This is a genomic window from Methanolobus sp. WCC1 (genome assembly GCF_045690315.1).
In the GTDB taxonomy this organism is placed as follows: domain Archaea; phylum Halobacteriota; class Methanosarcinia; order Methanosarcinales; family Methanosarcinaceae; genus Methanolobus; species Methanolobus tindarius.
Genome location: NZ_CP146979.1, coordinates 1,578,802 through 1,601,015 on the forward strand (window position 1 = coordinate 1,578,802; position 22,214 = coordinate 1,601,015).

Annotated in this window: 19 protein-coding genes; 15 read left to right on the top strand and 4 right to left on the bottom strand. The window is 35.3% G+C overall.

Going from position 1 to position 22,214, the window contains the following annotated elements:
• Positions 1 to 82 precede the first annotated feature (82 nt).
• The 5 genes from V7O61_RS07535 to V7O61_RS07555 are packed head-to-tail and all read left to right on the top strand — an operon-like array spanning position 83 to position 10,224.
• Positions 83 to 3,991: an ATP-binding protein gene (locus V7O61_RS07535; protein ID WP_288069058.1), complete on the top strand. Its 3,909-nt coding sequence runs from the start codon at positions 83 to 85 to the stop codon at positions 3,989 to 3,991.
• On the top strand, positions 3,984 to 6,881 hold the full coding sequence (locus V7O61_RS07540; protein WP_288069056.1) for an NYN domain-containing protein: 2,898 nt from the start codon (positions 3,984 to 3,986) through the stop codon (positions 6,879 to 6,881). The genes V7O61_RS07535 and V7O61_RS07540 overlap by 8 nt, the downstream gene beginning before the upstream one ends.
• Positions 6,882 to 7,757, top strand: coding sequence for a hypothetical protein (locus V7O61_RS07545; RefSeq protein WP_288069055.1), 876 nt, complete (start codon positions 6,882 to 6,884; stop codon positions 7,755 to 7,757).
• Positions 7,758 to 7,766: 9 nt separating this feature from the next.
• Positions 7,767 to 9,605 (top strand): AAA family ATPase, encoded by a 1,839-nt coding sequence (locus V7O61_RS07550; protein ID WP_288069053.1) that lies wholly within the window; start codon positions 7,767 to 7,769, stop codon positions 9,603 to 9,605.
• A gap of 4 nt (positions 9,606 to 9,609) precedes the next feature.
• Positions 9,610 to 10,224, top strand: coding sequence for a 4Fe-4S single cluster domain-containing protein (locus V7O61_RS07555; protein WP_288069051.1), 615 nt, complete (start codon positions 9,610 to 9,612; stop codon positions 10,222 to 10,224).
• A 238-nt stretch (positions 10,225 to 10,462) separates the two neighbouring features.
• Here the strand turns inward: V7O61_RS07555 and V7O61_RS07560 are convergent, their stop codons facing one another.
• Positions 10,463 to 11,245 carry a class I SAM-dependent DNA methyltransferase gene (locus tag V7O61_RS07560; protein WP_288069049.1) on the bottom strand — a complete coding sequence of 261 codons (783 nt, stop codon included), beginning with the start codon at positions 11,243 to 11,245 and terminating at the stop codon, positions 10,463 to 10,465.
• 950 nt (positions 11,246 to 12,195) lie between these two features.
• On the opposite strand from V7O61_RS07560, the gene V7O61_RS07565 reads away from it, so the two are divergent.
• From V7O61_RS07565 to V7O61_RS07580, 4 genes are all read left to right on the top strand, one after another.
• Positions 12,196 to 13,125: a hypothetical protein gene (locus V7O61_RS07565; protein WP_288069047.1), complete on the top strand. Its 930-nt coding sequence runs from the start codon at positions 12,196 to 12,198 to the stop codon at positions 13,123 to 13,125.
• Positions 13,126 to 13,286: 161 nt separating this feature from the next.
• A complete protein-coding gene (locus tag V7O61_RS07570; protein WP_407282262.1) occupies positions 13,287 to 14,168 on the top strand; it encodes a hypothetical protein in 882 nt (293 codons plus the stop codon).
• A gap of 149 nt (positions 14,169 to 14,317) precedes the next feature.
• Entirely contained in the window at positions 14,318 to 14,968 is a 651-nt protein-coding gene (locus V7O61_RS07575) for a hypothetical protein (protein ID WP_288069043.1), read from the top strand.
• A 110-nt stretch (positions 14,969 to 15,078) separates the two neighbouring features.
• Complete coding sequence (locus tag V7O61_RS07580; protein ID WP_023846545.1) at positions 15,079 to 15,612, top strand: peptidylprolyl isomerase; 534 nt, start codon at positions 15,079 to 15,081, stop codon at positions 15,610 to 15,612.
• Positions 15,613 to 15,704: 92 nt separating this feature from the next.
• Here the strand turns inward: V7O61_RS07580 and V7O61_RS07585 are convergent, their stop codons facing one another.
• Both V7O61_RS07585 and V7O61_RS07590 read right to left on the bottom strand, forming a co-directional pair.
• Positions 15,705 to 15,908: a TRAM domain-containing protein gene (locus V7O61_RS07585; protein ID WP_023846546.1), complete on the bottom strand. Its 204-nt coding sequence runs from the start codon at positions 15,906 to 15,908 to the stop codon at positions 15,705 to 15,707.
• A 249-nt stretch (positions 15,909 to 16,157) separates the two neighbouring features.
• Positions 16,158 to 16,595: a hypothetical protein gene (locus V7O61_RS07590; protein ID WP_023846547.1), complete on the bottom strand. Its 438-nt coding sequence runs from the start codon at positions 16,593 to 16,595 to the stop codon at positions 16,158 to 16,160.
• A gap of 139 nt (positions 16,596 to 16,734) precedes the next feature.
• On the opposite strand from V7O61_RS07590, the gene V7O61_RS07595 reads away from it, so the two are divergent.
• The 4 genes from V7O61_RS07595 (at position 16,735) to V7O61_RS07610 (ending at position 19,086) form a co-directional block, all read left to right on the top strand.
• Entirely contained in the window at positions 16,735 to 16,998 is a 264-nt protein-coding gene (locus tag V7O61_RS07595) for a hypothetical protein (RefSeq protein WP_023846548.1), read from the top strand.
• A gap of 206 nt (positions 16,999 to 17,204) precedes the next feature.
• Positions 17,205 to 17,621, top strand: coding sequence for a DUF2798 domain-containing protein (locus tag V7O61_RS07600; RefSeq protein WP_245596146.1), 417 nt, complete (start codon positions 17,205 to 17,207; stop codon positions 17,619 to 17,621).
• Between the two features lie 175 nt (positions 17,622 to 17,796).
• Positions 17,797 to 18,063, top strand: a complete 267-nt coding sequence (locus tag V7O61_RS07605; RefSeq protein WP_023846550.1) for a hypothetical protein — start codon at positions 17,797 to 17,799, stop codon at positions 18,061 to 18,063.
• Positions 18,064 to 18,477: 414 nt separating this feature from the next.
• Positions 18,478 to 19,086, top strand: a complete 609-nt coding sequence (locus V7O61_RS07610; protein ID WP_407282261.1) for a YkgJ family cysteine cluster protein — start codon at positions 18,478 to 18,480, stop codon at positions 19,084 to 19,086.
• Between the two features lie 489 nt (positions 19,087 to 19,575).
• Here V7O61_RS07610 and V7O61_RS07615 read toward each other — a convergent pair whose 3' ends face one another.
• Positions 19,576 to 19,830, bottom strand: a complete 255-nt coding sequence (locus tag V7O61_RS07615; RefSeq protein ID WP_407282260.1) for a hypothetical protein — start codon at positions 19,828 to 19,830, stop codon at positions 19,576 to 19,578.
• A 211-nt stretch (positions 19,831 to 20,041) separates the two neighbouring features.
• Between V7O61_RS07615 and V7O61_RS07620 the strand changes: the two genes are divergently transcribed.
• Positions 20,042 to 20,350: a (2Fe-2S) ferredoxin domain-containing protein gene (locus V7O61_RS07620; protein ID WP_023846553.1), complete on the top strand. Its 309-nt coding sequence runs from the start codon at positions 20,042 to 20,044 to the stop codon at positions 20,348 to 20,350.
• Between the two features lie 345 nt (positions 20,351 to 20,695).
• On the top strand, positions 20,696 to 22,144 hold the full coding sequence (locus V7O61_RS07625) for a saccharopine dehydrogenase C-terminal domain-containing protein (protein ID WP_023846554.1): 1,449 nt from the start codon (positions 20,696 to 20,698) through the stop codon (positions 22,142 to 22,144).
• The last annotated feature ends 70 nt before the right edge of the window (positions 22,145 to 22,214 follow it).

Consider the following 22,214-nt stretch of genomic DNA (forward strand, 5'->3'; position numbering starts at 1 on the left):
ACGTTTATTCAAAGAGAGTATAATTTTCTGTAATTCATGAAAGTAGATTGTGCTCTCATCAATATTCAAAGAGGAATGAAAAATGGCGGGTTCTATTTCAGTACGAGATTTTGGGGATTTAAGTTTAACATTCAATGGTTTACCTTCAAAAAAAATGGATATTAGACTGCTGCTCAATGAAGATACAATCAAATGCTACAATATAGATTTTAATACAGCAAATGCTCTTGGAATAAATACTGCAAGAAATAAAAAGCCTAATGAGAAAGCTGTCAAAACCAAACTGATCAAACTCTTAAAAGAATTAGATTCAAAAACAGTCTCGTTTCTGGTTGAGAATGTAACAATAAAAGACCAGGAGCATGACAAGATTGGTTTTTGGAGATTAAGGATACATCCAGATATTCCAATATATGATCATTTTATTTTTAACAATCAAACGGTTTTTTTTGAATGTACTAGAAACTCAAGCAGGTTAAAAGTAACAAAAATATATCTCCAAAGAGCATCACGTGGATGTCTTCCGACAGAAGGAAATATTGAAGGCCCGGTTCTTGTTATTGATGATGGGAATGAGCGACTTCCTGATTCCACATACATGAGTGCTGAAGACTTAAATTGGATGCACAAATTAGTACCAAGAAGAAAGGATCTTGAACAACGATTGGAAGAATGGGAAGGCTATTTAAATCTATATCTATCCTTCGTCAGGAGCAAGCAAGCCTGGATTCCATACAAGAACATTAGACGTACTGATTCACAAACTGCAACAATATCATTATCATCCACATTCTATTCGGATAATGCAGCAAGGAGCTTTTTTACAGATGATGAAGTAAGGATTTTAGATCATCCAACACCTGCAGAAAAAAAGTGGATACCAGATGAGGAAACGAATGATCCTGTAGATTTTGGTACTATAAAAGATGCAAAGGTCATTAGACAAAATATAAAGCAGGATGCAAAGAAAAAATCAAAAGATAAGAAGAGTAAAAATGATTGGTTCGATGTTGATATCAAGCTATCTGAAAAATATATCTTCGATCCATCTCAGGAACAGAACACAAAAGAAAAGCAAAGGGCAAAAAAAGATCCTTTAGATAATTTTCCTGCTGAAGGTCTTTTTGTAAATTCCCTTTTTTCTGATGAGCTGCCTGTTAATCTTCAGAAAAAAGCTATTAGAAGATTAAAAGAGGGGAGTGCATCAAATCCAAAATTAGAAGATTTCATTTTTGATATAACCGAGGCAAGGCTTCCTTCAAGGGACGAGGAGGTTCAGAGAGATAATCTTGTAGAGGGAAGTTTGAATAATTCACAATTACAAGCTCTTACTACGTCCTTGAATTCTCCTGACATAAGTTTGATACAAGGCCCTCCAGGAACTGGAAAAACAACTGTTATCGCAGAACTTTGTTATCAAACTGTTCTCAGAGGAGGAAAAGTTCTGCTAGCTTCGCAATCAAATCTTGCGGTAGACAATGCTCTTAGCAGACTGACAACAAAAAGATCAGAGATAATGCCAATAAGGATTGGGAGGAGGACAACAGAAGAAGGACAGGACTTTGTAGAAGAAAATGTTGTTCCAAAATGGTTCCAATCAGTAAAAGAGAATGTAAGCAATACCGTTGATCAAAATAAGAAAAAGATTATCGACATGGAGAGTTCCGAACATGCTGTCAAAGATCTGGAAAGGTGTTTTAAATCAAGGTCTGAAGAAATAAAAAGAAAAGGAACTACAGAAAAACAACTTAATGATCTGAATGTAAAGTTGGAAGAAGTACGTTCCAGAAAACAGATTGTGAAAGAAGAGATCAATTCATTGCAAAAGCAAATATCAATTCTGCAGGAAGTAGACCAGAAAGGTGTGTATCCAGTACAGCAAGATTTAGTAGCGTTTACACATGTTCTCCCTGATGTACTTCCCTTACTGCAGGTTGAGATTAAAAATTTGTTTGATGATGCTGGGATCAAAATCGAAAAGCAGCTTGATGTAATTGATATTGGTGAAATTCTGAGCTACATCGAAAATCTCAGTTCAACAAACATATCCACTTCTATTGATGAACTGGATAAATTAAAAGATCTCATTTCGAAACTTGATCATTTAAAAAATGATGAAATCAAAGACTTAGAATTTAAAAGGTCAGAAATTGTTGGTAAAATAGCCGGGATGACTGATTTGGAAGAAATGGGAAGACTTTCAGCAGAATTAAGTGCGATAAATAATACAATAAACGACTTAAAAAAGAAGAACAATGAGCTGAGATTAGGAGATTTGTGGAGAGATACGCTTTCTAAATTGCGACTTCATTTTACATCTTTGCAGGACATTCTTAAGTTGATACAATCTTCAGATTTGGAAAAGCAGATAGGAACACTTCAATCATCTCTTCAACCTGCAAAAGAGTTTGAATCTGTAATTACTCAAATGAGTACTATTCTAAAAATAATTACAAGTGCTTCATTTAAGATTTCTGATGAACTTCATTTAAAAGATAAACTCTCCAATAATGAAGCAGACTTGATGAGCATAACAAAAGAATATGAAAGTTTAGAGTCACAGCTAGACACTTTACTATCATCAAGAAAAAAAGCTGAAAATGTAATTAATCATATTGAAAAACAACTTGATACAATTTCAATAGATGTAGAGGATAATTCTAAAATACTATTTAAATCCGGCTTTTTTGAGAGCGATTTCAAAATAGATGAAAATGCATTACAGTATATTAAGTCAACACTTGAAACCCAGAAATCTAACAAGAAAGAAGAGCTAAACAAATCTAAGCGATGGATTGATCTGCAATCTGAATGGGTGAAAAGAATAGACTCAGCCTCAAAAGAAGAATATGAATCCTTAATGGATACATATATCGACCTTGCAAATGTTGTAGGAGCAACTTGTACTGAAACCGGGAAATTCAAATTCTGGGGGAAAGAAGGAAGGAATTTTGACCTTGTTATTATTGATGAGGTTTCAAAAGCAACTCCTCCCGAACTTCTAATGCCCATGCTTCTTGGTAAGCAGATAATCCTTGTAGGTGATCATCAACAGTTACCACCATTGTACAAGATAAATGCAAAAGGTGATGAGCTTCCAGTAACTGAAAGTGATGAAGAAGAGATTAAGAGAATGGTAAAGAGGTATGAAAAACTCGTAACCACATCTTATTTCAAAGAAATGTTCGAGGATGCTAGTGATCCATTAAAAGCGCGTTTGACAATGCAATACAGGATGCATCCAAGCATTATGAATGCTATAAATCAATTCTATCCGGTAGGATATAAACTTGAATGCGGGATTAAGGATCCGGAAGAATCAAGAAAACATGGCCTGACAATTAAAGGCAAAACAGGAAATGAACTATCTTCACCCTTATCTCATCTAATTTGGATTGACACTGGTCAAAAAAGAATAGATGGAAAACTCGTACCTAATTATGAAACAGACGAAAAAAAGGATCAGAAAACAAAATATAATTCCAGGTACAACGAATTTGAAGTAGATACTATCAAGGAACTTCTTCTCTCTTTTAGTGAGCAGCTTATTGAGTTATATCCCGGAGATGAAACTCTGATTCATGAAATTGCACTTATTTCCTTTTATTCAGGACAGGTAAGGATGTTAAAGAAAATGGAACAGAGTTTGAAGGATCAAGGCTTGATAAGGAACTTAAAACTAAGAATAGGTACAGTTGACCGTTTCCAGGGCATGGAAAGTCCAATCGTGATAGTCAGCCTTGTCTCATCTCCTGAACGAAGGGGACCTACAAGTTTTGTCAAAGAGTTCAGGAGAATAAATGTTGCTTTTTCAAGGGCTCAATCCTTATTGGCAATTGTAGGTTCAGGTAATACATTTGAGAAAGTAGAGGTTGAGATTGACCACGATGGAAAGAAACAACCTAGAAAGTCCTATGGTGAAATATTGAACGCTGCAAAAGAGTGCAGTTCAGGTAACTTTTATGTAAGGGGGTATGATGTACATGAGTGAAGCAGGAACTTTGACAGGATCTCCATTTTTAATTAAAAAGATAAGCAACAGACTTGATATAAATGAAGTCAAGGTCAGTGCTCAGGCAATCAAAAAACGAAAGATACATTTGCTCGAATGGGCATTACTGGCACCCCTTTCAGAACTCGATGAGCCAAAACCAACCCTTAAAGAAATTGGTACAGAATTTGGTATTGAGAAGGTTGAGTTCCTTGAGCATGTAGCAAATAATCTTACCGGCCTTGGTGTTCTATCCCAAAACAATGGTGATACATATGATATTACTGAAATGGGGCAAAAACTTTACAGAAAAGGGGAGATGGTCAGTGATCCACAAAACATTAGTATTCCAATATATTACGAACCACATTCAAAAGAGTGGGTTGTTGGTGCAAAGAATATAGATGCACGTGAGTTCGTGAATCGCCATGAAGATACTGTTTATGATATTGATAAAACATCGATAACTATTCCAGATAAACTAATTAATAAACATGTCAAAGCTCTAAAACTTCTTGAGAAAGGACAGTCTATAGAAAACCATTCAATAGAAGAGGTAAATACAAAAATTACAGATGTTGAATTAAAGATATTCTTGAACAAGAAAGGTCTGGATTTTCATATTACAAAAAATCCATTTGGTGAAGAATACAATGATCTTTTGAAAAAGATATTAAAAGAACAATTGTTCACAAAAGGTGGTCTAAAACAATATCTTGATGAATACGAAAAAGCAGCTTCTAAATATAGCAATTTACCTGTAAAACAATGCTATGATCTGGATGGAACAAGGTTATATTCCCTTGCTGAAAAGAATCAGATAATAAATGAGCTTTTGACCTCACGTCCTAAATGGATGATAAATTCAAATATGTCATCAGTCAATCATATCAGGAAAAGCAAGATAAAACCAGATATAATGGTTCACTTGAATAATAATTCTAAATTTGAGATTCAAGCAACCTATCATAATTCTCTTATAATACCCAATTCAATAGAGCTTTTTGTACCAGTGACTAAAATTAACATTGGTACAGATAGTATTATCTCTAACAACAAAGTTGCTATAGTTTCACTTATCGAAGCGAGTGGCTATAAAATACCATTATACTGTCTTGAAAAGACAAAAGATGCAAGTATCTTTGAAAATGAGATATATAATCTCTTTTCCATTTCTAAAGGAAATTCAAGTGAGAAACTAGCTATTGCAATTGGAAAATTTATGTTAAGACCCGATGAGAGTCATTTCAATGATATATTGGTCTCTCTCAATACTAATAGCATAAAGGACAAAAAGTCCTCAAAAAATGCATTAAAAGAAATAGAAGAATTAAGGGGTCGTTTGTCTTCATTTAATAATATAATTATCTCAAATGCGCCTGTCTATAAAGCAATCCTTGATAATCTTGACCTTAATGACCTTATTGAACTTGATATTTCCACCATTTTACATTGCAGAGAGCTTTATCTTCAACGCTTAAAGAAAACAACTGAAAAAGGTACTAAAATTAAAGATAGTACTTGGAGTTCAATCTATGAACGAATATTGCTCAATAAGGATTCATATCAACATGTAAAGGAACTGAAAAACAAACTAACCAGTGAGAATAATCAATATTCAGGCGACATTCTTGAGGAAATAGAACACATATTAGCTATATTTGAACAAAATGTGGATGGATACATCGGTATGCTACCAAGACCTTCAAAGAAGAAAGAAGTCGAGGAAATCTATGAAGCTATTGGTGCTTTCAATCCTTCAATAAAACAAAACTATCTAAAGATAATCTATGATGGCCTTGAAGAACAAATTGATAATTTCGAGAGCAATGAACTTTTTGAGATCTACAAATTCCTTCATAAACATGGCTACAAACCAAAAGAAATCACGTTAAGTACCTTAGCAAATAAAAAATTTAAAGCTGTAAATTGGGATTTGCTTGACCCCATGTTCCCAAAGGAAATAAAATCAATAAAGAGTGATTTCAAGGTTTTTGACAATGTATTCAACATTGACTCACTTATCAAAGGGAATTTCCCATCTAATGTAGAGATGGTTTCTGATAAAAACCAAATACAGACATTGTTCAACAATCTTATTTCACTGAGAAAGACAGGAATAATAACAGTTCCAGATATTAAAAATATCCTTGAACAGGAATTTAATTTGCTAAAAAACTCCAATGATCTGGAAAAAACGCCAATTGGTCTATTCCTGCTGGCAAATATGAAAAGGCAGTTTGGAAATGATAAATTATTAGATATGTCCCTGGATGATATTTGGGATTATGCCTATCCATATTTGTCAAGTAACACGAATTCTTGGAAGAAAATAGAAGGCGATTTGAAGTTCCTTGGATTAAAAGAGCAACTGCAACAGTTCGAGAAACAGTTAAAGAATGAGCAATCAAATTCTGCAATTGAAAATAAGGACCATGGAACACAGCTTGTTTTGGATATGCCACCTATTAAAAGAATAATAATTGATGGTAGTAATGTTGCCAGACAGGATCACAAAAATGGTGAAGGAAGCATCAAGCAATTGTTAAAAGCGTATGATGACTTGGTGAACAAGTATGGCTTTGAGGATGTACGCATCATTGTTGGTGCAGGATTAAGACATAAAGCCCCTGATTTTGATAAATTGAATCCATATATAGATAAAAAGATAGCTTTGCAAGCCCCAGCAGGAGTTTCGGATGATGAGTTCATTATCAAAAAAGCTATCGAAAAAGATCTCTTGATAATGACTAATGATATGTACCGTGAGTTTAGAAGCCTTGATCAAAAATATGAAAATGAGATACAAAGACGAAGAACAGCTTATATGATTGATCCTGACACCGGTTCATTCACACTTCAGTTCCCTAATTATGAGGAGGGTAATTAAATGAGCATGAATGGAAGAATGAGAGCTGAAATGATAGCACGACAAAAAGAAGAACTTAGAAAGCAGCGTGTGAGAGAACAGTGCAATCAGATGATTTTAAAGCTGGAATCAAAATTGAACATGTATATGAATAATGTACATTATTCAGATATTTTTGAATCTGATAGTTCAGTTATAAAAGATCAGATAAATGCAACAAAAGTAGTAATCAAGAGTGATCCAGATTCAGCATTATCAAATCTTAATGAAATTTCTACACAGCTCAATAGATTAATATCTAATGTCGTAGCCATTGAAAATAAGTGGTCTGAAGAAAGAAAAGCAAGTTATCAGAAGATAGAGGAGATGATCGATATATTTGCTTCTTCAACAATACGATCAGCACAATATTCTAAAGAAAGGGACAAGCTTCTTTCAAAGCTGGAAAGTTTAAGAGATACTGCTACAAGCTCTCATGATATTGAAAATACATTGGCAAAGGTTCATTCGGAAATTGAACTGATAATTAAGATGGATGAGCAAGAAGAAATAAGGAAAGAAACAGTCAGAAAAATAGTGTCAATTCTCAAAGAACAGGGTTTTTCCATTAAGAAACCGATTCTGAAAGAAGATGCTGTGCATGTTACAGGAACTCTTCCTTCCGGAAAAAAAGTTCTTTTCCAGATATATCCAGAAGGAGCTATTGACTTTGACCTTGATGGATATTCTGGTCAGACATGTAAGAATGAGATCGAGGGTGTGATTGAAAAACTGAATGAAGGAGATGAAATTGAGTCATCTATAGAACAGTTTGCCTGGCATAATCCAGATAAGATCAAGAAAGGTTCAAAGGAATTCCCATATGGAAGTGGACAGACCAGATATATGCGAAAATGAGGGAATAATATGAATGTTCAAATGGAAAATCTGTTGAGAGAAGCGAAGATAAGAAAAGGAATTATTCTCTATGGGAATACTAGAGATGAATTCTTTGATTCAAAAGAAGCAAGATATTCACTTCTCCCTCAACATCTTCGTTCGGTCTTAAAGGACAATGGATTTGGTGTAGTTGGATTATGGAACAATACAACAGGCTTACAATTCAATGACAAATCTGAGATGCGTACTTTTGCTCAATGGTTGGAAATCAACCCTGATCAGGATCAACAAGAAGATGAAGAAGAATATGACCTCGGATTAGATGCTGACGTTAATGAATCAGAAGTACGGTCATACAATGATTTTGATGAACTCGTAGCCGCTCTTACTCCTGTGATGGAAGTCAACGATCAACCTGCAGCATTTATTCTTGACTGGACGGATTTCCAATTTGGAACAGTTCAAACACCGTTATCTCCTGAAGATCGTTCATCTCTTCAAAGATTGGGGATGTTGCTCACAGGTGACCATGGTCTGGGTAAATCGTCTGCCTTTGTAAATAAAGTTCCATGTGTGGTCTTCATAATTACATCAACTCTTAGCTCAATACCTCCTATATTATACCAGCCGGAACCGAGGATAAAATTATTCAATATGGGACTGCCTGACAGGAAAGACCGTATAAGGTTCTTTGAAGGTCATATGGAGGACATGTGCTTAAAGTCGGATCCTGAAAAATCAAGGAGCCGGATTATAGATGATTTGGCTGATTTAACAGAGGGTTTGAAGACCATAGACATGGTGCAAATCACAAAACTTGGTCATGATAACCCTAATCTTACAGCTGAAAAACTAATAAATCTCTATAGATTCGGACAGCGCAGGTCACCATGGGAAGATTTGTCGGATGAGAAGCTTTTGAACGTCGAAGAAGAACTTAAAAACCGTGTTGTAGGTCAGGATCATGCTGTAGATCATGTTGCTACTACCATTATAAAAGCTGCAATGGGTCTTTCAGGAATACAACATTCTGCTAAGATGAGCAAACCAAAAGGAGTGTTATTCTTTGTTGGACCTACTGGAGTCGGAAAAACAGAACTTGCAAAAGCAACCGCTGAATTCTTGTTTGGTGATGAGACTGCTTGTATCAGATTCGACATGAGCGAGTATAGTCATGAGGAATCTGATCAGCGACTTATAGGTGCACCTCCGGGATATGTCGGCTTTGAAGAAGGAGGTCAGCTTATCAATGCAGTTCTGGAAAAACCTTTTAGTGTACTCCTATTCGATGAGATAGAGAAAGCCCATCCAAGGATATTGGATAAATTCCTTCAAATATTTGAAGATGGAAGACTCACTGATGGAAAGGGTGTGACAGCCTATTTCTCCGAGAGTATCATCATTTTTACAAGTAATATTGGTGCTTCAACGGTTGATAACAATAAAGAATATGATGAAATGATATCCGATTATATGAGGGAAGTAAAAGACCATTTCAATAATGTTCTTAAGAGACCTGAGTTACTTAACAGGATAGGGGATAATATTATTGTGTTCAACACAATTGAGGACAAGACTTTCCGTCAGGAGATTATCAAAAGGAAATTGAAACCGCTTCAGGAAATAGTACATAGTAAATTCGATGTAGATCTACTTCTTGATAATGAGATATACACATTTTTTGAAAAGCGTGCTGAAATGTCTCATGGAGGCAGAGGATTACTCAATGCTGCAGAAAGGGATCTAATAAATCCACTTTCAAGATATCTCTTCAGGAATAAACAGTTCCTGATGCCAGGAAGATATGTTCGCGTTAGTTATGATAGCAATTCTGAAACAAAGATAAGATTCGATATAACAGAGTGATTCAATGGATGAAAGTCCTTTACTTAATGTTGCTGATGTGGTAGTAGGTAGCTATGTCAATGGTCCTGGAAAAAGAATTGTGATCTGGGTGCAGGGTTGTACAATTGGATGTAAAGGATGTTTTAACACCACACTTCAACCACATGTAGCCAAAACTCTTGTAGATCCGGAGAAATTCGCACTTAAAATTGTAAAGTTATGCAAGGACAACAACTGTGAAGGCATTACCCTTACAGGAGGGGAACCATTTCAGCAAAGCTATTCATTAGGGATACTTACGAAAGTGGTCAAAGAGAACAAGATATCTGTTGTTTGTTTCTCTGGATACACTTCAAAGAAGCTTTTGAATTCTAATGATAAACATGTTAATTCTCTTCTAGATAATATTGACATTCTAATAGCAGGTCCATTTCAAATGAATGTACATTACCCAAATAGAACTTGGTTTGATGATCCAGATAAAGAACTTGTTTTCTTTACAGACACCTATGACCGAAATGGCTCTTTTTTGACTGATAATGTAGAATATATAGTAGATGGAGAAAAGATTCAATTATCTGGATTTGTCGACGAAATTGATAATGATATTCAAGGTAATTTTAAAAACAGTGTTCGTTGAAGTTAGTGTTAGTGGAGATGTAGATTGAAGATTTGGTACTACATCATTACAGTTCATTTAGTATTATATTTAACAAATTATATATATGGATGAATCAGAATAATATTAGTTTGATTAATATGCTAACCATAATAAGCACAAAAACGGACGTTGTAACTAGCGTTATAGACATAGCAAAGATCAAACATGTTGGTTGTTTTCACACCATACCGGAAACAAAACATCGAGACTACTTATATTATGTTCCCACTCTTGAAGTATACATCATGATCCTGCCATATGATCCATTCGATGATGTTGAGATCCTGGCAATGGATGAGGTTGTAAGGTTCTTCTCCTGACCATAGAGCTTCAGTGTCCTCTCGTCTCCACCCTTGTCCTTGACATAATGATATGCTTCCAGCAGCATACCACCTGAACCACATGCAGGATCGTATATTGATTCCTTCTCCTGTGGTTTGAGGATACTACCCATTAAATGAACAACAGTTCTTGGAGTATAGAACTCTCCTGCCTTCCTATTGGTAAGGTCTGCAAATTTCTTGATTAAATATTCATAAGCCTGACCCAGCATATCAGGTTCAACATAGTTCTTGGAGAGATTCTTGCTTGAGAAATGGTCGATCAGATCAATAAGTAGTTCATCTGATAATCGATCCTTATTACTCCAGTTGACATCTCCGAAAATCTCGTATAACTTGTCCTGATTTTCCTTTTCAATCTCTCTGAAAGCATGCTGGAGTGCCTGACCAACATTGGTAGTTTTCTCTTTCACATCATCCCAATGAGCACCTTCAGGAATTATGTAATCATGCAGTTCTGGAAAAGATGCATATTCCTCGTCACCATCAGACTCATCCAATGCTTGCTTATATTCTTCATCGTAGACATCTGATATTCTCTTGAAGAATAAAAGTGGGAATATGTATGCCTTGAAATCCGATGCATCTACAGGTCCTCGCAGGATGTTTGCTGCATCCCATAGATATTGTTCAAGTTCTGAAAGAGTGATCTTTTCCATTATTGAAATGTCTCCATATTCTGTTTTGATGGCATCTAAGAAGCCCCTGAATAAATAATAAGTATGTATCAATAAAATGGTTTGAATGCTGTATGTCAGACAACTTCATAACTTTAACTTAATAAATTTAAATTTATGTTAATCGTACCTTTTCAAGGTACTTTTCAGTGTTTAATTTATCTTCTAGAAAGGTCTCCTAAGAGTGTATCTAATGTCTCTTGGAATTGTATCTCAAATATAGCATGAGAAGATAAAAGAGACAATAAAATCAACTACTTGCAACAAGCTTTTCCCATTGTTCCATGCGTTCTTTATTATGAGCATTAAGCGTAAAAGGAGTATCTGCCTTCGCATTTATCTTCATGTAATGCAACGTTCCCTTTAGAGAATCCTAGTTTTTTCCAGTCTGAATAAGAAATGCTTAGAATCTTTTTTCGTATGTCGCTTGAGTCTTGTCTCTTTGTCTCATACTGAGGGACAATGAAATCAATGTCCTTTCTTTTGTCAGTTAGATATTGAGCTAATTCTCTGGTTTTTAGGAATATGATATAACTCCACATAGTCATATTTCCTTTGTAGCTAACCCTTTTATTAAACTACAGATTTACTTATTCAGTCAGCTTCTTAGCTCCACTGGGTCTAAGCTCTCAGTCCTGATAAAGTCTGTATTATCTATCTTCTTGGACTCAATAAGGATGATGTCATATCAACAAGAAATCTGAAAGGCTCTTGAAGGTCATAGGCTAAACTGTTCTTTTATCCAGTATTCCAGTTTCCCCACCAAACTTAGCTTCAGGATGATCTACATAATCGGTTAATTATGGCAAAGCTGTTGCAAGTGAACAATAGAATTATCTTGATTAAAATAAATATATATTTTCAAATGAAGATACATTTATTAAGTCGCACAACTTCATAAATAACCGGGAATATAAAAGGTGTTGTTGAATATGAATAAAACATCAGGATGTGCTATCTGTCTAATTCTAATCATATTATGCACAGGATGTATTGAAAACAAACAAGTGCAATTGATTGATGGGGATGAATACGTGGATACACGTAATTCCCTAACGGAAGAAAAGATATCTTTAATTGATAATTTTGCTGAAGATCTAAATAATGCAGAAGAAATAGCATCCTATGTGCAGCAGATGGAAGTAATAGATTTTTATAGTCGACCTAAAGCAGGCTACATATTTGGTGAAGTCGCATTTTACAGGGATGAAGATGAATTAGAGAATTTAGAATATACGGAGTCTCTTATCCACTTTAACAGAACACCGATTCATTTTGTAGGTCTCAACAACATCGAAGAGTTTGGTGATGTAGAATACGGCAGGTCACATTTGAATGCAATCATATCTTCCGCATTCACTCCGATGTATGGTGCTGAGGATGAGCAACTTAATTGCATAATTTTTTCCAGGAATATCCTCTTAAATCATTGTTTGTCAGAGGAACACAAAGAAAGATTAGTAAGCGTCTTAAAGATAGTTGATACATGGGGACAATTCAGAGAGAGCATGATACATACTAATGTCCCAATAAACGGTTCTGACGCAAATAGGACATTTGCAATCGATAATGTTGGAGATGCAAATATAATAATGAATACTGAATGGGATCAGGATGATCTTAAACAGTATTTCGAATTTTTAGATTCATCCGGTTTTAACTCCTCTGAAGAGTTATTGTCTTTTGCACGTCAATTTACAGTTGCAAAAAAGAGCATTAATGACAATATGTCAGAAAGTACACATGTTAAGATAAACAATGCAAGAGTGTATGTAGTTGCCAATTTCCCGCAATATAGTGATGAAGGCATTCAAAAAGATGATATGCGTGCATATCTTACTCTGGATGACTACAAAGAATGAAATCTTTTGTTAGTACTCTTCCCAGAATTCTGACGTATGCACCAATTATTAACTTTCTTTTACATGAACAGAATCATTTTATCCGTTTCCAACAACATCAACAAAATTAATAACCAATATCCACATATACTTATAAAGTTGTTATAGTGTGAGGTAATGAGATGGATCATAAAAGATCAATTGTTTTTGTAGCTCTGGTTTCAATTTGTCTTTTGGTATCTGGGTGTTCTGGGCCGGAAATGACAACTGAAATTACAGCAAATAATACTTTAAGCTACAAGGATGCAAACCTTACATTGACTTTAACGCCTGAAACGGTAAATACAAGTGAACTTTCAAACCTGCAGCTCAGTTTAACAAATGAAGGAAAATACCCGATTAATGTTGATAGATTCCGTCACCAGTGTAATTACAAAATTATTTATGCTGATGGATGGGACGTTGAATATGAGTCGATGCCGATGTGTGTAGAGATAGGAGACGATTCACTTATTGAGATTATGCCCGGGGAATCGTATACAGTAAACGTAGATGATGCAGGTCATTGGCAGGGACAGTTAAGAAAAGGCAATGATTCAATATCTGTTGTGTATTATCCTACAGGTAGTAGCTATACCACTCATAAATTCTGGACTGGAAAGCTTAGATCAAACAACATAACTTACATTTCTGAAAGTGTCAAAAATGAGTCACAGGAAAACATAGAAGGCAACAAAATATTTAATGGTACGATCCAGATGGGAGACGGATATCTGGTAAATGACATTATATTCAATATTAACTATATATCAGTCGGAACAAAATATGCAACCATCGCAGTATATCAGGGTGAAGAGAGAATTGAATATATTAAAATATACAAAGGGGAAACCCGCATAGTTAATTATGAAAACAGCCCTCGTATTGCATTGAAATTAATTGATACCTTCGAGAGAGAAAATGTCGCAGGAAATTTTTCAATAACTGTTGAAAATAGCAATCTTTCGGTTAATGACGGCGGCATAGTTGAAGGTGGATTTTATGAGATGTATCTAAATGATTAAGTAAAAATGATCTCAACTTTCTTTTTTACACATTTCCCTCTTTTTTAGAATTTCATTGTCATTCCTATTGTCTTTCTTTTATTCCTTCAGTTACTTCTTTAATTAATAAAAAAATTCAAATATGAATATCTGAATATGTTGCTGAAGTAATGACTGATGAATTAGCCGGGATTGTGGTTTTATTTTTAGTAATGTGGTTAATGCCACTGACAGGTCTGATTCTCCTGAATTATGCAACAATTGAGACCAGAAAAAATGATAGTCATTACTATAGTCTTGCTATCAAATATCCTTTAATCCTTTTGTCATTAGGTTTATTATGTTTAGCAGCTGGTTTTTTTTCGCAGGAGCTATTTCAAAATGCTTACAGTTTTTACAAAATAGGTTTTTTTGTACTCATTCTTTTCACATTACTATACATTATTACTGAGTCATATTACAATTTTAAAAGCAAAAACAGGGATGAATTATCATATAATGCTACAAAAAGTAGCACACAGGATAAATCAACATCAAACCGGGAATCAGTAAAATTTGTGGCAAAATTTATAGTCAGTAAAACCAAGGAAACTTATGATTATATTTATATGTGCTTTGCGTTAATGGCTATTGTTTCTATCTATTCAATACTCGCAAATGATGTTTTATATTTTACCGCTGTACAATCCTTTGATGACTTGCTTAATCTTGACCATGCAATGATTTTTGAATTTCTGGGAAAAGTATTCCAGTTAATTATTTCTGTGGTAATCTTATTTGTATGTTTTAAGAAACGCATGAAGGAGAACACCGACAACTGACATTAAGATTTAAACGTAGTGTCCTTCTGTATAATATAAAATTATACTATTCACTATTCTTAAATACATTGAAGTTCCACATTTTTATCAATATAAGGATGTGTGGTCATATGAAGAAAATCTTATTCATAATATTGATTTGTTCATTGCTTATCAGTGGGTGTACTGAGTCTGAAAATAGCCAAAAAGTAGAGACAGGAGATCATGTTTCTGTAAATTATACAGGAACACTGGATGATGGAACTGTATTTGACACTTCCAGGGAAGAAGTTGCAATAAAAGAAGGCATTTACCAATCCGGCAGGGACTATGAACCTCTTTCTTTTACAGCAGGGGCTGGACAGGTTATTGATGGTTTTGATGATGCAGTTATAGGAATGGAACCCGGTGAGGTTAAAACCGTTACCATCCCGCCGGAAAATGCATATGGTGCTTATTGTCCGGAACTTCTGGTATCTGTGCCTGTGGAGCAATTCCATTCAGCTAATATAACTCCGATAGTTGGCCAGAAAGTGACAACTCAGAATCAGGTTGGTGTAATTGTTAATATCACTGACAGCAATGTTACCGTTGACTGTAATACCAAACTTGCAGGCGAGACCCTGACATTTACAATAGAAATGGTATCAATAGATAAAACCTGATGTTTAGGTTTTAGGATTGTAAAAAAGGAAAAGAATGAAGATCCGAAACCGGGTCTTCAAAAATATGTTTTATTGAGTTATTAACAGTAAATTTAAGCTAATTCGCCAAATGCGAACTTGCTGAGTACTTTAGTAACTTTAATTGTAACTTCGTCGCCTACCTTTGTTTCTGGTACAAAGATGACAAATCCGCTTACTCTTGCGATTCCGTCGCCTTCTCTTGCGATATCTTCAATTGTTACATCATAAGTTTCTCCAGCTTCTACCGGAGCAGTTGACTGTGTGTTGTTAAACAAATTTTTCACTTCCGTTAAATATTAGCTTAAAAAGAATACAACCATTTAGTTAAACATACGAAAAAACAGTAAATACGATTAATGTAATACCATCTAAACTTATAATTATCAAATTAGTTTAAGCCTCTATAAGCACCCTTACTTAGGGCGGATAGTATATATGCCTATTCATAGTCACAGAAATTTAAGTTCCGAATTGTCTATACTCTCATAAAATTTCCGCATTGTTGTATTCTTCAATTCTTCAAATCATGACCACAAAAACCACCATGCAAGCAATGCGATGATAGGATAAGTGATATACATTACAGGTAGGTTAAACTTTCCAATCTTCACCCATGGATAATAATTAACAAATTCCGGGTTCCATTCTGAAAAACTGACAACAGGGTTCACCAGAAACCAGGTGAAATCCTCTATAACAATACCTGTGAAGTATGCACTCACAAGTATCCCGAAAAGCCGGGTATCCCATCCATTAATGACCAGTGGCAGGGTCAGAAGCAGGGGCCACATGACAAAGAAAAGATAGAAATGATATGCTGTAAGGCTGACATGTTCACCAAACCGGATAGTCCAGCCAATCTTCCCGCGGTTGCCTGCATTTCTGCCTTCAACATACGCTTCCCAGAAAGATGTGGCTATCATAGCAGCCCATATCCATGCAAATATCAGGTAAACATTCACACTAGTATTCGCTTTTTATCGCATATATTACATTTGACAGAGAAAATCAGAATTAATTTATTCCGAGGATTAACAGGCTTGAGTAAAGGCTATCCCTTGATTTCAACAATTATTTATGAGCATAAAATCAATTAGTTTTATGGTTAAATCCCCAGAACCAAGTATAGAACCAGGTATTCATTCATCTAAAGTCACTGAGCGTATAAATGCAACAGCTCTTGAATTACTAAAGAAACATGCTAATGGTCTTCGCTGGTCAGAACTGGTCTCAATGATCATGGATTCAGATCCTGCATTTCATCCAAAAACTGTTAATGGATGTGTCTGGAAACTTGTAGAAAAATACCCTGACAGGGTTTACAAGCCATCTAAAGGGATTTTCAGATTACTGGAATATAAATAATGTTTAATACAATAGGAACAATAGCCACAAAATTTATCTAAAATCCGGACAACTAAGAGCCATTATAAGAAGATGTCAATTTTTTTGATACATATAAACACTCCTTGTGTTAAACTTTCTTATTAATAAATTCACATGCACAAGGTGAAAATTTGATACAAAACAAAAAAGAGAATCTAATCCATACTTTCATGTATGTTTGGTTTATGGCATTTGTAATGACAGGATACAACATAACAATTCATCAGGGACTATCTACGGACATACTAAAAGTAACCTGGCTGAGTTTTCCCGCTACTTTCATAGTGGCATTTACACTTGAATATTTTATTGTAGGAAAACATGGAATGAAATTGGTGTTCAAACTACAAAAACAACATCATACACCTTTTCAAAAACGAGCCATAACTGCATTGGTTTTTGTTGCCGGAATGGCAACCTTAATGTCATTATGTTTTTCAATATCAACTGTTGGTTTTTCAAAAGAACTACCTTTGACATGGGTTTACAATCTTATTATTAACGCAGTATTTGCGTATCCTTTAATAGTGTTTGTTGCAGGTCCACTTGTTGGTTTTATATTCCGGAAAATATTCCCGGAAGGTTCAATTGTTGATGTTTGAAAAACTTCATAAGCAAACTTCTTCTCATTTATTTTTTAAAAAATAATTATTTAATATGTATTATTATTAGTTTAATTGTTGAACAAGTATTATGCCATAATAATATATTGTGCAAAATTTACTTTTTTGGAAAACTATAACTAATATTGATGATATAAGGATTTTGGGGATTATTATGACAGCATCTAATTATATCCAATTGATAAAAGATGAAATGCTGAACGAAATGTCAGTAAACATTAATCAATTGTGTGGCAAATCTTCTGTTATTAAAGGACAGGATGTACTTGTAGAAAATGTGAAAATAGAAACAAGTCGTGTTGTTGATACGTACAAACATCCAATGTATAACATTTATATGAATCATCAATTGAAATACAAAGATGTTTCACTATTTGATGCAGTTTATCATGTGAGTGTACACTTTGAGAAAGAAAGATAACATAGCAGAAGGCATACCAGAAATCTTCTGGCTTAGATGGGTTAACAAATCCATTTAATAGGTTAATTACCCACTTACAGTTAGTTTTAACTTCTTATTTCACTTTCATCTTTGTTTTCTGCATAAACAGCTATCGACTATTTGTTTTGTTTAAAAAGCAATCATATTACGTTTTTTCATCTGAAAATCTATTTTTATAGTTATTCTTTGCCATAAAAAGATATTTCAATACCTTATTTATTCAAACTAGATAAAGACAGATTTTTCATAAATATAACTGCTAAATTCCTATTAATTTTGCTTAAATATTGTATATGCCTACTATTACCAGCAAAAACATTAAATTCATAGTATTTCTTTACATCATTAGTTTAAACTCGCCTAAATAGGCTTAAAGCTGGTGAAAAAAGGTTTATGGAAATAAGCACGGCTGTAAAAAAGGCAATTCGATATAGCATAGTTCAGAATATTCTGAAGCATTATCAATGCCCTGAAACCTGCGGAGCACATTGTTGCAGCCAGGGGCAGATTCACTTTTTTGAGGATGAAGTCAAAATCCTGACTCTTATGGATAAGGAAAAAGCAAAAAATATCACAAACGAAAGTTTATCTGCAGGAATCTACCAGATGAACACACCCTGCTCTTTTCTCAATAGCAGCGGCAGATGCGAAGTCTATAATAACAGGCCTACGGTTTGCGGTATGTACCCTTTCAAGGTCAACACATCCGGCACTTCGCTGGGACTGCAGCCATGTCCGATTGGATTTTTGATAATCCGGGATTTTACAGAATGGATAATTGACACTTTTTCAAGATCTGTTGTCTCAGATGAAGAAAAAAAAAGGATAAAAGAAGAATGGCAAAAGAACATAGAATTATATGAAGCAGAACTTGTAGACTTCCATTTCAAGCCGGTTTTAAAAGAGATGCAGATACCTTTTGATGAGCTTGAAATGCTTTCCATGTTCCTGTCTTCAAGAAAAACTGTGCTGTCTTTGATAGAAGATAAAAATCCTGCATAAATGTCAGAATCAATTATTGGTGAACCCTGATATGAGGTTCAAAAGTAACTTCAGCAGAGGTCATGTTTAAAAATAGGATCTCTGGTTTTAAGTTTATAATTTGTTATGGAAAATTATTAATAGTAATATGATCGCCAACAATTTATACCAATAAGTGCATATAATAAATTGGTTACAAGGAAGTAAGCTGTAAAATGAAGTACCATTCAGGATGGAATAAATCTTCTGTCCCTACCTATAAACTTCATTAACGCATGACTTTATGAAGGAAAATTCATGACAGGATAAAACCTGATCTTGTAATAAACTTCACAAATGCGTAGCCAAGAATGAAGGTAAATTCTGGACGGAATAAAATCCGATCCCGTATCAAACTTCATTACCTTGTAACCACCTTAATCTGAAAATTGCCTGCCAATTCTTTTGTTTTCGAAACCACAGTTTCCTTGTCTTATTGGAAAGTTTGTAGCCTTAAAAGATAATCCGTGATCAGGATTCAGATTTAATGGAAACACGGAAATCCCAGTTCAACTTATTTTTATTCACCGGTGAAAAATCACATCTGACCATTGCTTCCTTAAACTGCTTATTGGTGACAAAAAAGCCAGCAGGTGATTCCTCAAACAGGGTTTTGAGTGCAAAGCTTGCGTATGTCTTTTTTGTTCCTTTTTGCGGGAGAATATTCTCCATTATCCAATCGTCAATGGTTTTAATCTCACTATCACTTAGTTTGTAATCACCCATTTACTTGCTCCTTCCTTTCTAATTATAAAAGATGAAGACTTCATATAGGGTTCCTGGCTTTTTTAATGTTTGTTTATGATTTGTTGTTTTCAAGTAATGTTCTTATTAAACCTAGATGGAGTGATAAGTTTTAAATATAATCACCTCAGTAAATGCATTCCGTATATTAGCACTGTAGACATAGCTCAGAACTTAAAACAGGAGGATTTTCATGCAAAAACCAGAAACTCATATATTCGTTTGTGCAAGCACAAGACTTAACGGAATGGTAAAGGGCGTATGCGAGAACAAGAAATCACATAACCTTGTAGGAATGTTTGCCGAAGAAGTAATGGACAGAGACCTGGAAGGTGAAGTGATGGTTACTGCAACCGGATGTGTAGGTCTTTGCGAGAAGGGACCAATTGTCATGATCTACCCACAGCAGATCTGGTATGGTGAGGTTACAGCAGGTGATGTTGAGGAAATACTTGATGCAATAGAAGAAGGCGAAGTTGTAGACAGACTACTTATTTCATAAAATTAAACACAAAAACGTAAAAAGGGAAAGCGATTTGTTCAATTAATATGAATAAGTCGCTTTTATATATTCTGTAAAACTCATTCCTTTCTGGTGTCTGATTGAACAGCTTTGCGTCTATAAATAAATACAGTAACTTCTTTTATTTGGTAAAATGCATAATCATCATCTTAAATTCTATAGATTCCTGTTACCTATATTTTAATCAATTAACACTCAAATCTAAGCAGTTTGAATATATATTTTGATGCTTGCCTTATTATTTATCCATAACTTTTGATTTACTCTGTTTAAACAAGCCTGAAAGACAAAAAGTTATATGTCAGAGATACCTGTACCAAAGGTATGAAACCAGAATTCTCAAATAAGGTTCTCATCATCGGGTATGGTTCAGTTTCCCAGTGCACCCTGCCGCTTTTACTGGATAAGCTCGATGTTCCGTTAGAAAACATTACGTTAATAGACTTTGAAGACAAATCAAAATCCCTGAGGAAATACACCAATCAGGGATTAACATTTGTCCGTGAGAAGATAACCCCGGAAAACCTTAGTCAGGTTTTATCCAGACATATGGATAATGATGGCCTGATAATAGACCTTTCATGGAATATAGATGCTATTGACATCATCACCTGGTGCCATGAGCACAATGTGCTGTACGTAAACACATCAGTAGAAGTCTGGGATCCTACCGAGGATTTCCTGAACAGAAGCCTACTGGAAAAATCCCTGTATCTGCGCCAGATGAAATTGCTTGAGCTTTCCCGTGACTGGAAAGACGCACCTACTGCCGTTGTAGATCACGGTGCAAACCCGGGTCTTATCACTCACTTCGTAAAGCAGGGACTACTGGATATTGCAGAACGTACCTGTGCTGACAAAAAAGTCTCCCCCGAAGAAGCAGAAGAAATTAGACAACTTGCTGAGAAAAGAGACTTTGCTCACCTGGCTCACAAACTTGGTGTAAAAGTCATTCACTGCAGTGAACGCGACACCCAGGTTGCTAACCGGGCAAAGGAAGTCGATGAATTTGTTGGTACATGGAGCATAGAGGGACTCAGGGAAGAAGGAACAGCTCCTGTAGAAATCGCCTGGGGCACGCATGAAAATAAGATGCCACCAATGGCCCAGGTTCCTGACTTTGGTCCGCAGAATGTTATTTTCATGCCTCAGATGGGTATGAATACATGGGTAAGGTCATGGATACCTGATCAGGAGATTGTCGGTATGGTTATCCGACACGGGGAATCATACGGCCTTTCTAAATTACTGACTGTATGGGATCAGGAGAAAGCAGTATTCAGACCAACTATCCATTACGCTTACATGCCATGTCATGATACACTCTCATCTCTCTTTGAGTTGCGTGGACGTAATTATGAACTTCAGCCAAAGCTCAGGATAATGACAAATGAGATAGTATCCGGTGAAGATATACTGGGTGCCCTTCTGATGGGTCATTCTTACAATTCATGGTGGACCGGAAGTGCATTGAGTATCGATGATACAAGGTCCCTTGCTCCGGGTCAGAATGCAACCACACTACAGGTAGCTGCCGGTGTAGTAGCTGCTGTACTCTGGATGCTTGAAAATCCAAAAGAAGGAATCAGGACACCTGAGGATCTTCCACATGATTTTGTATTGAATATTGCCCTGCCATATCTTGGTAATTTTATATCAACGCCATCTGACTGGACACCACTTAAGAACCGCAAAGTGTTCTTTAAGGAAAATCCGGCAGTTGAACATGATCCGGACCCATGGCAATTTGAGAACTTCCAGTTTATTGGTTAGTTCACAGGATAAAAGTAAAAAATATATTCAAAAACAACATGGCTAAAATGGAACGGGAAATCCGTTCCAA

Bases quoted from the DNA above. Each gene is read 5' to 3' on its own strand.
- V7O61_RS07535 (WP_288069058.1), top strand. From the start codon at position 83: ATGGCGGGTTCTATTTCAGTACGAGATTTTGGGGATTTAAGTTTAACA.
- V7O61_RS07540 (WP_288069056.1), top strand. From the start codon at position 3,984: ATGAGTGAAGCAGGAACTTTGACAGGATCTCCATTTTTAATTAAAAAG.
- V7O61_RS07545 (WP_288069055.1), top strand. From the start codon at position 6,882: ATGAGCATGAATGGAAGAATGAGAGCTGAAATGATAGCACGACAAAAA.
- V7O61_RS07550 (WP_288069053.1), top strand. From the start codon at position 7,767: ATGAATGTTCAAATGGAAAATCTGTTGAGAGAAGCGAAGATAAGAAAA.
- V7O61_RS07555 (WP_288069051.1), top strand. From the start codon at position 9,610: ATGGATGAAAGTCCTTTACTTAATGTTGCTGATGTGGTAGTAGGTAGC.
- V7O61_RS07560 (WP_288069049.1), bottom strand. From the start codon at position 11,245: ATGGAAAAGATCACTCTTTCAGAACTTGAACAATATCTATGGGATGCA.
- V7O61_RS07565 (WP_288069047.1), top strand. From the start codon at position 12,196: ATGAATAAAACATCAGGATGTGCTATCTGTCTAATTCTAATCATATTA.
- V7O61_RS07570 (WP_407282262.1), top strand. From the start codon at position 13,287: ATGGATCATAAAAGATCAATTGTTTTTGTAGCTCTGGTTTCAATTTGT.
- V7O61_RS07575 (WP_288069043.1), top strand. From the start codon at position 14,318: ATGACTGATGAATTAGCCGGGATTGTGGTTTTATTTTTAGTAATGTGG.
- V7O61_RS07580 (WP_023846545.1), top strand. From the start codon at position 15,079: ATGAAGAAAATCTTATTCATAATATTGATTTGTTCATTGCTTATCAGT.
- V7O61_RS07595 (WP_023846548.1), top strand. From the start codon at position 16,735: ATGGTTAAATCCCCAGAACCAAGTATAGAACCAGGTATTCATTCATCT.
- V7O61_RS07600 (WP_245596146.1), top strand. From the start codon at position 17,205: ATGGCATTTGTAATGACAGGATACAACATAACAATTCATCAGGGACTA.
- V7O61_RS07605 (WP_023846550.1), top strand. From the start codon at position 17,797: ATGACAGCATCTAATTATATCCAATTGATAAAAGATGAAATGCTGAAC.
- V7O61_RS07610 (WP_407282261.1), top strand. From the start codon at position 18,478: ATGGAAATAAGCACGGCTGTAAAAAAGGCAATTCGATATAGCATAGTT.
- V7O61_RS07615 (WP_407282260.1), bottom strand. From the start codon at position 19,830: ATGGGTGATTACAAACTAAGTGATAGTGAGATTAAAACCATTGACGAT.
- V7O61_RS07620 (WP_023846553.1), top strand. From the start codon at position 20,042: ATGCAAAAACCAGAAACTCATATATTCGTTTGTGCAAGCACAAGACTT.
- V7O61_RS07625 (WP_023846554.1), top strand. From the start codon at position 20,696: ATGAAACCAGAATTCTCAAATAAGGTTCTCATCATCGGGTATGGTTCA.